Below are 14,247 nucleotides of genomic sequence, written 5' to 3' on the forward strand. Positions count from 1 at the left end.
CTTCACTAATGGCTTTAGCTAACTTATGATTCTTCAACATATTTGACACTTGCAAATCTTCCATACCAATGATGTCGTGGTTTTTGACAATATAAGTAGAGATTTTTTGCAAATAGTCTGTTCTTGCATTCGTGATGTTCTCATGGATGCGAGCTACTTTACGTTTTTGCTTTTGATAGTTTTTTGCTTCATCCAGTTTACATTTTCGTTTTAATGCCAATTCCTGTCGTCTGGAAAGAACACGTTGTGCTTTCGCTAATTTTTCTTCCAGTTTGCGAAACCATTTAGGATTGCTAAATACTTCTCCCGTTGAAAGAATCGCAAAATCTTTCAGACCCACATCCACACCAACAGACGACCCAGTTTTAGGAAGTCCTTGAACGTTTGTTTCAGCAAGAATGGATACAAAATACTTACCACTTGGATTTCTTCTCATTGTAGCATGAAGAATTCGTCCTTCTACTTCACGACTTTTCGCAAACCTAACAAATCCAAGTTTAGGTAACTTGATTTTGTTGTCTACAATGGCAATATTTCCATTCACATGCTTTGTTGTGTAGGATTGCACTTTATTCTTTTTAGACTTGAAACGTGGTGCTTTGTTTTGTTTCTTGAAGAATCGAGTATACGAATCAGCAAGGTTTTTCAGTGATGATTGAAGGGCAATGCTATCAACTTCTTTTAGCCATACTAATTCCTTTTTCAACTGTGTGAGTTTATCTGAACAAGAATTATATGTTAATCCTTTGCCTGTCTCTTTGTATACGTTATTCCACTTCTCTAAAAAGTGATTGAATACAAACCGAGAACATCCGATTGTTTTTGCAATTAGAATTTCTTGTTCTTTATTCGGGTAGATACGGAATTTGTATGCCTTTTTGACCAACATTGATTTCTACCTCCTTCTCGGTATACACTAATTATATATTTAATATATAGAATGTGTCGAGTATATACTGAAAGGGTAGTGAAAAACATGAAACGTATTTCAAAATTAATTAAGTTCCCTGCTGATTTAGTAGCAGAAATCGAAAAGTATCAAAAGGAAAACTATATCTCAAGTTTTGCGGGTGCAGTTTATGAACTTATCCGCAAAGGTTTACGTGTGTCAGATCGTTAACGTGGCACAAATCCCCTATCCGAAGGCGATTCATCTCCCACCTACTCATTGGGCTACGCCCTTCATATTCCTTGAGGTGGGAGTATTCTCGCTTATTGTGGATAAAATCCATAAATATATCTAATTTAAGACAGCGGTCCATTAAAAATTATTCCGTCCCCATTTATTTTAATAATTTTAAGGCGATTCGTATTTTTAACGAATATTGTTTTATATTGCTTTCTTCCATCTTTATCAAGAATGTGAAGAACACGTTTCCCCTCGTTATCTGTTACCGTTTGAAAGTTATAATCTTCGCCGCCAATTTGTTCAACGATCTTATTATATTCAGGTAATGAAGCCCACTTCTCATGGCTTTCATTTACTTTCGGATTGTTTTCGGATTGTCCTTTCGGCTCTTCATTCTTTACTTGCCCCGTCATTTTTTCATCCTTTTTTTGTTCTATATCTTTCTTCTCTTGTTGTGAGGACTCCTCCTTTTTCACTGCTACATCATGATTGTCTTTAGTTGTTTCAGTGCGGTTGCAAGCTGTTAACATTGTTGACATAGCAATTAATGCAATAATAATCTTATACACTATTTTTCAGCTCCTTTTTTATTTCATTGTAACAACAAATGCTTCTTACTATCTAGAAACTCATTCACGAAACATTTCTCTCAACTAAACATGTAATTATATAATATATCCTAACAATAACACGAAAATAAAGAAAAGCAGTAGATTAATGGTGACTAACAATCTAAAAGAGGAAGTTATTATGTTTAGTAATTTAGCAAATAAGAGGCTATTTTTATAGGAGTTTCTCGGATTTATTGACATATACTTCAAAAGAAGATAACTTCTCTGTCTGAATATCCTACAATAATGAATGACTAACATACAAAGAGGTTCCACAAACCAAAGTATTAAGTCCAAACTCAAAGAGAGGTTTACATTCAAAAAATAAGTTGATAGAAAGATTAAGGCACAAAATATTATAGATACATACGACATTTAATAATCACGAAAGTATATAGGAGAATTTTTTATGAGATGACGGATTGTATTATTAAGTGCGACACCTAGAAAAAACAAAAAAGCTCACCTTGTTTCGTGTAAAATAGAAGTTACCACACCACAAATTACACGGAGGACGAGTATGAGCTATTCCCATTTTACCACGTTTGAGCGTGGACAACTAGAAGCACTTCATAAATTAGGTCATTCAACTAGAGAAATTGGTGCCATTCTGAAGCGTCATCACTCTTCTATTGCACGAGAATTGAAAAGAAATACTCATGAAGACGGCGAATATTACAGTTGGTAATAAGATGACTTAATGCAACAGCTCGTAGCATTGTCTCTTCATCAATATCCAATTTTTCTGCTACAGCCACTACAGGTAAGGTTGCCGCTATCCCTTGGTTTCCACTTCCTGAGTTCGCCATAACAGGTAGCGTACTTCCCGCCATCCTTGCATCCTATCCCGCTGCCGATAAGGCCATTGCGCATGTTGCTAAATCATTAGGGAGTATTCCTTTTTCTATATTCATTTTTAAAGTTTTACCTACTTCTAGGCCATAACTATTATTTAATCCTTCTAATCCAATTCTGTAGTTAAAATCAATACTTTTTTTGATTAGATCCAATTTATTAGTGTCAATAGCAGTAACAAAGTCATAAATCGAATCCACGTCAAGTGTTGATTCTATATTTTCCAAATACATTTCACTATCATTTTCTGAAGAAGAAATAATTATTTGATTATCAATCTCAACGCAGGAAATATTAGTATGTTCATTGGCAATAACTACTCTTACTTGATTATGCTCCGTCTTTAAAATCACCTCAAAATTCCTATTAAGGCGATGAATTTCACAAGCATTAATATTTAATAAATAATTTCATTAGACCCCATATCCAACAAAATTTAATTGTATATGAATATACTTAGACCAAGTGACATCCAATAATTATATTAAATTAATTATACAGTTTCTTTAGAAAAACAATTACAACTTTTTACATTAATTTTAACCTTTCTCAAATCATGTGTCAGACCATTATAATATAAAATTTCATCTTTCAGAACTGGTAATCCAACTATAAGTTTAATAACTTCTAATACTTGTATAGATCCAATAATCCCAGGAATCGCTCCTATTACACCTATTTCACCTTTATGAACGAAATCACTATTAGGGAAAATACAATTATAGCAATGGTTAACATCTGGGGTAATTGTTGTAACAAGACCCTCAAAATTAGAAATGCTACCATGCACAAATGGTATGTCATTTTCAGAGCAAACAGCGTTAATAATTTTACGAGTTTCTAAATTATCAACTGCATCAACAACAACATCATAATTTTTAAAAAGTTGTTGTGCTTTTTCTTTATCTAATTTCATTTGAAAAACTTCCGTTTCAACTGCGGGATTTAATTCATTTACAAATCGCTCAGCAGAGTTCACTTTTGGATAATTCAACAACGATGTTTTATGTATAATTTGACGTTGTAAATTACTCTCTTCTATTACATCATGATCTACTATTCCTAATTTACCTACTCCAGCTGCAGATAAATATGAAATTATAGGTGAACCTAAGCCTCCAGCTCCAATAACTAATACCCTAGCATTCCCTAGTTTCTTCTGTCCTTCTTCCCCAAATCTTTCCATAATAAGTTGCCTTCTATAACGGATATCATAATTAATCATTATATTCTCCTCTTCTCTTACTCTACAATTATTTCAATATTTTTTTCTAAGTTAACTAAGCGTTCAACTAAAGCATTAATGGATGAATTCTTTGGCCATTTTCCTAAAATCCACAAAAAATATTCTTCTGCAGACGCAAATGTAGTAATATAATCATTTTTATTTTTGAAAAAAACTCTTTCAAAAATATTCTTGTCTTCGTATAAAAAGTCTATTCCTTTTATATCGCAAATTGTTCCATCAATATAATCCGGGTAGTCAAAGCTAAAATAGTACAAAGTTTCGTCAACTTCATGTAACATCATACTTTCTTTAATATCAACTCTTCTATTAGTAGCAATAGCATAGAAAAGACCTAAATATTCCACCCCATATTTTTCTTCAAATATGAATGAAAAAATCCCCCCCGCGCCTATTCGAGCTGCAGTTTCTATGACATATATTTCATCATCTTTTGTAACTATAACTTCAGTATGTGTAGCTCCATTATTCATTCCAAGAACTCTATTAGCTTGATACACGACCTGCAAAATTTTCGTTTCAATGTCTATCTCATCTTCACCAATTGTGTGATAGAGTTTATCAGGAAACCTACTCCCTTGCGGAATCCATTTTTTTAATATTTTACTGAATTGAGGTATTCCGTCTTGCCAAATTACATCAGCCGAATACTCATCGCCACATAAAAATTCTTCTACTAATATTTTAGGTTGAATTTTTTCTGAGGAAATTGCCGTTGAAAGGGTATTTAACATCTTAATATTTAGAATTTCACTATTCAATTCATTAAGGTTGTGAACAAGGCGAACACCACTACTGGAAAATCCTAAATTAGGTTTCACTATGACAGGATAATTTAAGGATTGAACCTCCTCTATTGAGGATTCAGAATACTCAATAGAGGAAGCATTTAAAATATTAGCTTTTGTCCATATTTTTTTCATTAAAAATTTATCTCTCATATTTTTTACAAGATCTGAAGTTAACACAGAAAAAATACCTGTACACTCTGATAAATAAGAAGCTTGTAATAGATACTCTTCCGAGATACAAATAATTACATCGATATTAAGTTGCTCACAATACTTAACAACAACATCAAAGTCATCACGAATATCTAGATTTAAAATGTTTTCATCTTTGGACTTAGATGTTTTTTTTATAACATAATATAGCTTATCATCATGACGCCCTGCTTCTTTTTCAAACTTTTCAAACATAAAAAGCGGTGGCTCTATCACTAAAACATTCATAATTAAAGCCTCCTTTCTTTATTTTTCAACTTCCCTGTTCTGATTCTCTCTACTGATCATTTCTAAAATCCGGTTATAGCCTAAGCCCATACACATTGTTTGAGCCAACTTCCCAGGTTCATTTGTAATATTATAAACATCTGAAAAATGATACATATGTTTGTTTACTGAGGACACTGATACTTCTAAATCCTTTACATGTACAACTAGCTCTAATTTATTATCAGAATACACTTGTGAAAAGAGTTTGCTGTCAGTATTATCATCAAAGAATATATCATTCGCAATTTTTATTTCAAATTTCAAATTTATTTTTTTCATTAACAGTATCCAAAAATCTACAAGTTGTTTATGGCACTCAGCTATAAATTCTTCTGTTCCAAAGAAAACGAACTCTCGCATAACAAACTCAAGAAGTCTTGTTGTATTATTTAAATTTCCAGATTCATCTCGGAAACAACTGCCTTTAATTGTATAAACTGTATTGTTTACTCCTTGCTTATCCCTTAGCTGTGGATATACATGTAAGCAAAGTGCTGGATTCAAAACATACTTCTGGTTAACATCTAAATACTTTCCTATCTTACTTCTTTCAACCCCATCATGAGGAAATTTTGTGTAGTCCTTTGTTGTGTGGGAGGTATAGCATAAATGATGAAAGCTATTCTTCAGGTATCCTGTACGTTCTAATTCTTCTAGTTCAATCATATGTGGAGCATATATCTCTGACAATTCAAAAATAGTAGAGAAATATTCATATATTTTTTCATCAAGTTCTTTTAATAGTTCTATCCAAATTTTATTATAAATATTTAATCCTTTTTGTACCTTTATACTGATATTAATAAATTTTTTTACTTTTTCTATAAACTCTTCTTCGAATATTCTGTCGAATGATATTTGATTTTCACTTAAATAACCTTCTGTGTTTTCTACATTCCAAATAACACTGTCCTGATTTTGAAGGGGTAATTCATTTAGCTCTTCATAACGTTCGAATATTTTTTTCAGGATCTCTAATTCATTTAAACTTATTTCTAATTCGTCTAAAATGTGAAATATTTTAGTACCTAACATAAATCTTCCCTCTAGCTGTGGGAGAAAATAATGCAATTGATATTTTAATTGATCCAATACAAGAGGCTGAAGCTCCTTTTTAAAGGTATATTGAAATCCACTCACTTATTATTGCTCCCCTCTATATACGCTTCAATTTTTTGAATGGTTTCGAAATTTTTCAAATCAAGTGTTGTAAAATCAATAGTAATATTAAATTCTTTTGTTACTTCTAAAACCAATTTCATAACACGGATTGAGTCAATCCCTAACTTAAAAACTTTCTCTTCTTTTAATGCATCATAATTTTCACATAGATTTTGAAAATCTTGTTTTGCTAGTAATCTTTCCATAACTGCAAGAATTTGTTGTTTCATAATACTATACCCCTTTATTGTTTGTAGTTAATAAATCTAAAATTACATTATAAATTCCTGCCTGTAAGTCTTGAATTTGTTGTGCAATATTTTTAAACGTTGCAACATAATGCTCATAATAATTTTCATCACTTAATTCTACAATTAACCCCAGCATTACCTTAAGTTGATTTATTGATTTTCTTAATGTAACCGAAATATTATTATCTTTTACCATCTGTTTTTCAATAAAATACTCATATAGCACAATAAGTGGCAAGATCTTATTTTCAATTTGCTTACCTAGCCTATTTTGTATATTTTTTTCATGATTAATATTTTTTAAAATATTATCTTTTTCATTTTGCAAATAATTAATCATAGACTCAAAAGCGTATATATTATATTTAACCAATTGCCCTCTCATATATAATTGTTCATCTACAATTGAGAAATCCATCCATTCTTTTAAGATTTTTTTACACAATTCAGAATCTGAAATGTTTAATTGTCTATGAAGATCTTCATCATATCGAATTACCTCATATTCTAATTCCAACTCTTTCGGTAATCTTTCTACAAAATCTTCTCTACTCATTTCTACATTTATTTTCTGCATATTTTCATTTATTTTTGTATACAGAACTTTTGTTGATGTTACTTTCTCAATTAAAGTATTTGTATAATAACGTGTTCCATCAATATGATCCATTTCAACTACCATATTTATTTTATTTCCTAAACTAGTTTCATTTATTAGTTCAGAATAAATGTCATTAAATTTAGCAGTATGTGCAACTAATATATTTCTTTTTATTAAATTTTGTTTAAATGCATTATTTGTAGTTAAAATTGGCTCTGAACCATTTTCTTTGAACTCCCAATCAATCCATCTATCCATATAAAATAATTCAAAATCCCCTACATTATAAACTTTAGCCAAAACATAAAAATAGTTTTTTTCATAACACACAAAATCCATAATTTTTGATACTAATTTTTCTTCTGTTAATATCATAATCTCAACCTCCTGCAAATTGTAACAGTACTGTTAATTCCATATCACTATCAAATTGCATTTTTTCAATATGTTCTTCCTCAATTACCTCATTATTTAGTACTAAAAAATACTTATTCTTTAATTTCCCATCTTCTTGATATAATTCTGTATACAATGGATATTTTTTTAACTCATTTTTCAAATCTTTATAAGTATTAACATCCACAAAGAATGTACCATTATCCTCTAATTTAACCTCATTACCTAACCTCACTAATAAATGATCTGTTAAAAATAATTTCATAAACTAAAACTCTCCTTCTCCAATATATGTTTTTTAAATTACTACGTCAGATTTCACAACCCTAAAACCTAAATCTCTAGATGAATATACTTCTTTTTCTCCATATCGATATGTAGGTGATAAAACTTCTAAAAACGAATAAAAACTTCCACCACGACAAACACGATAAGGAATGTATCTTTGGATTAAATAAGGATTTTTATCTAATTCTATTGAATCAAGACACCATTCCCATACCAATCCTTGCATATCATATATTCCAAATTTATTAGGCAACTTTTTCCCTACGCTTTCTAAATAGTTATTACTATTCATACTGTACCAAGCATAATCTAGCATGATGTCATTCTCAAAAGGAATATCCTCTAATCCTACATTAGCAACATATTCCCACTCTACTTCTAAAGGTAATCGGCATCCTATCCAATACGAAAACATCATTGCTTCATACCAGTTGACATCTACTACCGGTGAGTCCGAAGGATAATCATTTTGATACCCCTTATCATATAATTGGTATAATTCTTTTGTTATGCATGTTTTAGACATTTGAAAATTATAAATATCTATATTTTCAAAACATTCAGAATCATATATATACGAATGTGGTTTCGCATAATCACTCTGATTGTAACTACATGTTTCAATTGAGATCATATCTGGTTCCAAATATTTCAAAAATCTCTTTTGATTTTGTATCTCTAATTCTTTCATTTTAATACGAATTTCCCGATTATTAGAACTACATAAAAGAACATAGTCATTGTATAATTGATAACTATTTTTAACAGGTTTTTTCAATTCATCTATAAATCGTTCTAGAATTTTATCTTCCTGTAATTTCACTTCTATTCCCCCCTCAATACCATAAATTCTTTCTCTTTAATTTCACCATTATTAGTGCCGAATATTCTGATAATAGGCTTTTCAATATTCTTAATAGCTATTATTAAATGCCAAAGTTCATCAGTGGGATGTAATTTTAGATCTATTAAATCAAAAATTGCTGGATGCCGCATATGTGAATGAAAAACACCCACTTTTATTAAGTTATTCGCTCTAATGTATTTTTCTAATTCAATCAACTCTTGAAAATCTGCTAAAAATCCTGCTGTTTGATGCGTTTTATAATAGTTATCTATATTTTCAAAATCATATTCGCCTCTTTTATCCTTTTTCATAAAGAAATAGCTGTGAATATGTTCAGGTGAATCTGATTTGGCTAAAAAAAATCCAAAACATTTCTTTTGTCTGTTCTCTAAAACATCATCAATAAAATTTTGATACGTTTCTTCATTAAATGTAACCATATAAGTCAACTCCTATTTTCTGTTCTAGGAATAATTAGAGAAAGTATAATTAAACCAACCATAGTTACTATACAAGTAATTAAAACATCATATTCTATTAAATATCCATACACTAGATTTGCTATTGGAGCAGTAGACGTTGCTATCAAAAATATAATAGCAAAAACTTTCCCCAAAATTGTACGGTCTATATTTAGTTGAACTAATGTAAAGAATTCAATATTAAACATAATTGTTAAAAATGATATAAAAAAGGTTGCAAATAAAAAGGTATATAGATTGGAAAATAGTACAAAAGGTAAAATAACCATCCCCTGTAAAAAGATCATCTTTTTAACATCTATAAACGAAAGAATTCTTTGAACACTATCATTTTTAGAGTGAACCAAAAATGCCGCAAAAATCGCTCCTATTGCAGCTGCTATTCCAATTAACATATAGATACTTACAGATGAAAAATAGATTTTTCCAATTGATTTTTCCAACAATTCAAATCCAAACAAATAAAAATTTAATATTCCAGCTGCAATTATCATTTTGAAAATTATACGATCACTATATAAAATGTTAAATGCTTCCCTAAATTTTATAGTAACAACCTTTTTTGTTTCTATTGAAACTGGCTTTAAACGTATTAACCAAAAAGTGTTTAATAGAAATGTAATTAAATTTAAAAGTATTGCATATATGGGATCGATACCAATTTTGATCATTATATACGCTAATATTGGACTTACTAGAGTTAATACATTTTTACATGCAGTTTGAATACTATTAAATGATTTAAGGTGATCTGTAACTACAAAGTATGGTAATGCAGCCTTAGAAGCTATTGAATACACTGAGCTTGTTAATACTAACACAGTATTTAAAATAATAACGGTTATTAGTAGATCGAAGTTCATCATAATACATACCATTGATAATAACGCTGCGGTTGCACTGATTAATTCCATAGCACACATTGTTCTTTTTGGCGAATATTTATCAGCTGCAATCCCTCCTAAAAATTGAGCAAAAAACAGCGCAACTGATGTAATTGCTGTTGCTATTCCCAAAAATGCTGCACTATTAGTTTCATCTAAAATAACCCATTTAATGTATTGATCATATGTATAGCTTCCCAAAAGAGTTGTTACATACCCAGTAATAAGTAATTTCTTATTAGTCATATTTCTTCTCCATATTCTAAAATTAAAAACTACTTTTTTGATCCAGAATGCTACTAATTCTAGTACTAAAATTGAGAGGGTATTAACATTACCAGTTAAAAAATTAATTAACTTAAAAATAATAAAAACAGCAACTTAAACTACTGTTTAATCTGCACACTTCTTTCACAAGTTATATCATTTTTTAGATATATTTCGTCACCTCCATTAATTAGTTTTTGTTTTAATATCTTCATAAATATGAACCTCTTTTTTAATCACCAGATTATTCCGGACAAATTAATTATACACCTAAAATTTTTTTAAAAATATGCATTTTTGCATATTTTTAAATTTTCTGATAAAAAACACTGTAAGAACATAGGTTTACTATTATTTAAATCATAATACAATCTAATACATAGGTTAGTTATGAATTTTACTAGTATAAAGATTACAAAATAAACATTTTAAATATAATATAGATGCGAATTCAATCTAAAATGTAGAGTTAGCATTTATATTATCAGTATCAATACTAAGATGGAGTGGTTTATTTTTCTGCTTATCATAGCAAAGCAGATGTTATTCAGAAAAAAATATGGGGTGGTAATGGACTTACCTCAAAAGAATTAAAATATCCACCTTTAAAGGGATAAATAAAAAGTCGATTCCTTATAGGGTTATCACCAATCAAATATCTGAACGTGAGTTTTATGTCTTTTGCTTGACGGAACCTCCTTTAGACAATGTGTATCTCAAAGGATAAACGGTACGACTTTATCGCCATTATATGGTAGAAATAAATAACCATTCTATTATTGTATAAAAGAGCCGACACTGAATATTTTTAGAGTCGGCTCTTTTCTTTAGATACTACAGAAACTTTATTTATTTTTAAAGAACATCTTAACTTTATTTCAAATCACAATATGTAAAATAACAATGCAGCCATGTAAATTAGATTGTTTATTCGGCCCGAATTATTTAATTTTTCGTTGCCTTATTATCCCAATAATAATTATTGGTAAGAATAACTTACCAATACCACTTTTCCAACCTAAAGCGATTGAAATTGTCTCAAATTGGATTAAAGCAAAAACAACTAAACAAACATTTTTTAATTGATTTATCATTTTTCGGCTATTTAAATAAAACTGCTTAGCATTCGATTCATTCAGTCTTTGTGGATAGTTATGTACTTCTGGAAACTTTTCTAAGGTTTGCATTAAAAGCAGGGTGAATGCCCCGATTCCCGGTAGAATCAAAAGTTCCCACTTTGTCCCCCAGCGATCTACAACCCCAGCTGCATTATAATGTCCCGGTACTTCCTCAGGTAATCTGCCTCAAATAATAATCAAAAAAATAATTGATCCTAAAAAAATGAATAGCCAATGGTATCCCCAATCCATTCACTTGTTGTTCTTTGGATTTTTATTTTAGGTCGTCCCCATGAATTGACGATATGTCCTCTCCCCTTCTATGATATTTATAGTAATACACATCGTGTATTACATTTTGATTTTCTACCTAAACCATGTCAAATTTACAATATTTTCACAATTCGTCATTTTAGAATATGTCCTGATTGTTAAATCTACTTTTATCTAATATTCTGGTCAAACATCCTACAAATAATCCAGGCTATTCAAAATCATGATAATTCCAACTATACACATAATCCACGAAAGAGCCGATCCTGTATTATTAGCGATTTTCACTCGAAGCTTCTCGAGAGATGTTTGCATCCGCCTTCCAAACAGGAGATAGAAGAGAAACAGTACGAGGGAAGGCAACACCATAATAAAATTGTATCCAGCTAAAATAGATGACCATTCCACCCATGATAGATTAGAAGTAGTCATTATGCCAATTGCTGCAAAATAAGGAAATGCAGTCCCCACTTCAATGAATGAAGTAGTGAACCCTAGAACTACCATTGAAAGAATACTTTTTGATTTTGGTGCAGGTAGGTCTGAGCTTTTCTTTGTCGGAACATAAAAACTCGCTATGAACAATATGCCCCCAATAATAAAGAACGTCCAGCTTACGATTCGATTTTGAAATACGCCAGAAATTATCTCAAGCAAGAAATCTAATCCTAACATGAGTGAAACTCCAACAACAAAATAAAATCCTGCTACCGTCAATAAATAAACCAATAAACGTTTAGTAAGTTTCTCTTTATCTGTTAAAAGCAAATATACTGTTACCCCTAATGTGGCAGGACTTAGCGTATCTAATAAGGCCAATCCCCCTATTAGGAGAAGTAGTTCTGTACTCATCCTTCTTTCCCCCTTTATTCTTTTCGGCGATAAAAATGGCATATGCCTGATCCATAAACTCAAGCACATCTTGGTCAATTGGATATAATCTCAGTTTCTCTGATTGTTTTGGCGACATCCTTATTTCCCAAAGTTTATCTAAAAATTCATCCTCACCTTTAAATTCCTCTAAGCGCTTTTCATCCATTCTTCTAATGATATTTGGGAACGTCCTTCATATAACGCTTTAGCTGACCTATCAAAGCAATCCATTCTAGTGAATCAGCGCTATCACTTGTCATATTGGGAACCTTTTCCCATAGTTTTATCTTTGATTGCGAAGTCCTGTTTCATCGCAATGAACAATTGAAGAAGCTAAAATTTTTGAACGAATTTCCTCTTCATTTTCTTGTAAACTTTCACTAAAAGAACGAATGAGGCGCTTGATTGTGCCTTGACTGATCGAATGCCGATACACATTTCAAAAGATTCAGACGTCTACTAAAGAGACAGATACTGATATTGTGTCAAATCGTTCACCATCAATTGAACATGCTGACCATATTGAGTCGCGTTTGTCACACCTTTTGGAAATGGAACTTCTTCAATATGAAAACAGCGCGGGCAAATTTTTCGTTCCGCTTCATGTTGAAGTACCTCAAAAGAAAACAGACGGGATATCGAACACCTGTCGCACTTTTTTCAAGCGAACAGGTTCATTTTCTAATGGTGATTGGCAACACGAGCACACTGTCACAGGATGAATAAAAACACAATCTGAGTGTTCCACTTGGCGAAGTGTATGCACTTTATGACCAGGTTGGTTATCTGTTTTTTCACGTAGACTTTTTGTAGCTGTTTTTTGTAACCCGTCCATTAGTAGTGATTTATAACTATTTTTTGAGTTTTTATGCGCGTGTATAATGTTTCAACTAAATTCACAACAGAATTTGGCCCTTGTTTATAAACAAGAAGAATATCTTTTCAGTTCATACACTTCACCTCCTGTTTTTCTTATTGCCAGTGTTAACAGGAATTTGTGGAGATAACTTGAAAATCAAATTATCAAACCATTAAAACCTTAGGGTAGCTGAGTAGTTACAATTTTTTAATTAATATTTATGATAAATAATCGAACTTTAATTATATCATTTTTCAGTATATAATATCCTCTATTGCACATTTGTTTCATAAAGAAAATACTGTACATACGTATGTTGATTCAAAAAGAGTTTACAGTTAATACACAAGCTAAACCTTACTTAGCGCGTATAAGTATTTTGTGAAGGGAAATATGTATGATAGAATAGATATCAAAATGGGGAGTTATGCATAAAAAATGTAACATCGTAAGATTTTTTAATGTTATTAGGAGTTGTAAATTCAAATGAATAAATTCACTAAATTAGTCGCAGCAGAAGATTTTTCAGAGAATGATACTGTTTTTCGTTATACACTTCTCGGTAAAATATTACAGGGTGGATTTTTTAGAAAAGCATGTATTATAATAGGAAATTCAATCCTTTTCGGACTCATTCACTATTATAATTTTGGGAGTGTAATGGATACAATCCCCTTCATGTTTGCAGGTCTATTTCTAAATATAATCTATCTATGGACAAGAAATATTTGGCACGTGTTATTAATCCACACTGTTAACAACACGGTCCTTACAATAGGAGCGTTGTTAATCATCGTTATCGTACGATTGCTTGGGTTAAAAGCATAACAGT

18 protein-coding genes and 3 pseudogenes are annotated in these 14,247 nt (G+C 30.8%); 3 read left to right on the plus strand and 18 right to left on the minus strand.

Annotated elements, in window-relative coordinates; translation table 11 throughout:
• Positions 1 to 889: IS200/IS605 family element RNA-guided endonuclease TnpB (gene tnpB, locus MR056_RS16315; RefSeq protein WP_242136587.1), on the minus strand; the 889-nt coding region annotated here is incomplete at its 3' end.
• 87 nt (positions 890 to 976) lie between these two features.
• Here tnpB and MR056_RS16320 point away from each other — a divergent pair.
• On the plus strand, positions 977 to 1,120 hold the full coding sequence (locus tag MR056_RS16320; RefSeq protein WP_164468619.1) for a hypothetical protein: 144 nt from the start codon (positions 977 to 979) through the stop codon (positions 1,118 to 1,120).
• A 125-nt stretch (positions 1,121 to 1,245) separates the two neighbouring features.
• On the opposite strand, the gene MR056_RS16325 is transcribed toward MR056_RS16320, so the two are convergent.
• Positions 1,246 to 1,698: a hypothetical protein gene (locus tag MR056_RS16325; protein ID WP_087097546.1), complete on the minus strand. Its 453-nt coding sequence runs from the start codon at positions 1,696 to 1,698 to the stop codon at positions 1,246 to 1,248.
• 562 nt (positions 1,699 to 2,260) lie between these two features.
• On the opposite strand from MR056_RS16325, the pseudogene MR056_RS16330 reads away from it, so the two are divergent.
• Positions 2,261 to 2,395 (plus strand): annotated as a pseudogene (locus MR056_RS16330) (helix-turn-helix domain-containing protein); the annotation flags it as partial.
• On the opposite strand, the gene MR056_RS16335 reads toward MR056_RS16330, so the two are convergent.
• From MR056_RS16335 to MR056_RS16405, 16 genes and pseudogenes are all read right to left on the minus strand, one after another.
• Complete coding sequence (locus MR056_RS16335) at positions 2,370 to 2,573, minus strand: L-serine ammonia-lyase, iron-sulfur-dependent, subunit alpha (RefSeq protein WP_049759235.1); 204 nt, start codon at positions 2,571 to 2,573, stop codon at positions 2,370 to 2,372. The pseudogene MR056_RS16330 and the gene MR056_RS16335 overlap by 26 nt on opposite strands.
• 9 nt (positions 2,574 to 2,582) lie before the next feature.
• Positions 2,583 to 2,948 carry a hypothetical protein gene (locus MR056_RS16340; protein ID WP_049759234.1) on the minus strand — a complete coding sequence of 122 codons (366 nt, stop codon included), beginning with the start codon at positions 2,946 to 2,948 and terminating at the stop codon, positions 2,583 to 2,585.
• Between the two features lie 140 nt (positions 2,949 to 3,088).
• Entirely contained in the window at positions 3,089 to 3,820 is a 732-nt protein-coding gene (locus MR056_RS16345; RefSeq protein WP_011983309.1) for a HesA/MoeB/ThiF family protein, read from the minus strand.
• A gap of 17 nt (positions 3,821 to 3,837) precedes the next feature.
• Positions 3,838 to 5,073 (minus strand): ATP-grasp domain-containing protein, encoded by a 1,236-nt coding sequence (locus MR056_RS16350; protein WP_087094343.1) that lies wholly within the window; start codon positions 5,071 to 5,073, stop codon positions 3,838 to 3,840.
• An 18-nt stretch (positions 5,074 to 5,091) separates the two neighbouring features.
• Positions 5,092 to 6,255 carry a class-II aminoacyl-tRNA synthetase family protein gene (locus tag MR056_RS16355; RefSeq protein WP_087097542.1) on the minus strand — a complete coding sequence of 388 codons (1,164 nt, stop codon included), beginning with the start codon at positions 6,253 to 6,255 and terminating at the stop codon, positions 5,092 to 5,094.
• Entirely contained in the window at positions 6,252 to 6,506 is a 255-nt protein-coding gene (locus tag MR056_RS16360) for an acyl carrier protein (protein ID WP_011983306.1), read from the minus strand. Before MR056_RS16360 ends, MR056_RS16355 begins: the two co-directional genes overlap by 4 nt.
• A gap of 4 nt (positions 6,507 to 6,510) precedes the next feature.
• Positions 6,511 to 7,503, minus strand: a complete 993-nt coding sequence (locus MR056_RS16365) for a hypothetical protein (protein ID WP_087097541.1) — start codon at positions 7,501 to 7,503, stop codon at positions 6,511 to 6,513.
• A 4-nt stretch (positions 7,504 to 7,507) separates the two neighbouring features.
• Complete coding sequence (locus MR056_RS16370) at positions 7,508 to 7,789, minus strand: ubiquitin family protein (protein WP_087097539.1); 282 nt, start codon at positions 7,787 to 7,789, stop codon at positions 7,508 to 7,510.
• A 33-nt stretch (positions 7,790 to 7,822) separates the two neighbouring features.
• Positions 7,823 to 8,635, minus strand: coding sequence for a formylglycine-generating enzyme family protein (locus MR056_RS22460; RefSeq protein ID WP_048721336.1), 813 nt, complete (start codon positions 8,633 to 8,635; stop codon positions 7,823 to 7,825).
• Positions 8,636 to 8,637: 2 nt separating this feature from the next.
• Entirely contained in the window at positions 8,638 to 9,099 is a 462-nt protein-coding gene (locus tag MR056_RS16380; protein ID WP_011983302.1) for a M67 family metallopeptidase, read from the minus strand.
• Between the two features lie 5 nt (positions 9,100 to 9,104).
• The gene (locus MR056_RS16385; protein WP_048721341.1) at positions 9,105 to 10,271 is read right to left on the minus strand and encodes an MFS transporter; all 1,167 of its coding nucleotides are present in this window, start codon (positions 10,269 to 10,271) and stop codon (positions 9,105 to 9,107) included.
• 962 nt (positions 10,272 to 11,233) lie between these two features.
• Positions 11,234 to 11,715, minus strand: a pseudogene (locus tag MR056_RS16390) (DUF1648 domain-containing protein).
• A gap of 163 nt (positions 11,716 to 11,878) precedes the next feature.
• Positions 11,879 to 12,535, minus strand: coding sequence for a GAP family protein (locus MR056_RS16395; RefSeq protein WP_048721345.1), 657 nt, complete (start codon positions 12,533 to 12,535; stop codon positions 11,879 to 11,881).
• Between the two features lie 16 nt (positions 12,536 to 12,551).
• Positions 12,552 to 12,843: pseudogene (locus MR056_RS16400) on the minus strand (MerR family transcriptional regulator); the annotation flags it as partial.
• Positions 12,840 to 12,992: an IS66 family transposase gene (locus MR056_RS22730; protein WP_087097537.1), complete on the minus strand. Its 153-nt coding sequence runs from the start codon at positions 12,990 to 12,992 to the stop codon at positions 12,840 to 12,842. The pseudogene MR056_RS16400 and the gene MR056_RS22730, both read right to left, overlap by 4 nt.
• Before the next feature lie 180 nt (positions 12,993 to 13,172).
• Entirely contained in the window at positions 13,173 to 13,391 is a 219-nt protein-coding gene (locus MR056_RS16405; RefSeq protein ID WP_140388376.1) for a hypothetical protein, read from the minus strand.
• A 510-nt stretch (positions 13,392 to 13,901) separates the two neighbouring features.
• Here MR056_RS16405 and MR056_RS16410 point away from each other — a divergent pair.
• Positions 13,902 to 14,243, plus strand: a complete 342-nt coding sequence (locus MR056_RS16410) for a CPBP family intramembrane glutamic endopeptidase (protein WP_242136588.1) — start codon at positions 13,902 to 13,904, stop codon at positions 14,241 to 14,243.
• The last annotated feature ends 4 nt before the right edge of the window (positions 14,244 to 14,247 follow it).

Origin of the sequence: Bacillus cereus group sp. BfR-BA-01360 (assembly GCF_022663595.1) — a bacterium.
Classification (GTDB): Bacteria; Bacillota; Bacilli; order Bacillales; family Bacillaceae_G; genus Bacillus_A; species Bacillus_A cytotoxicus.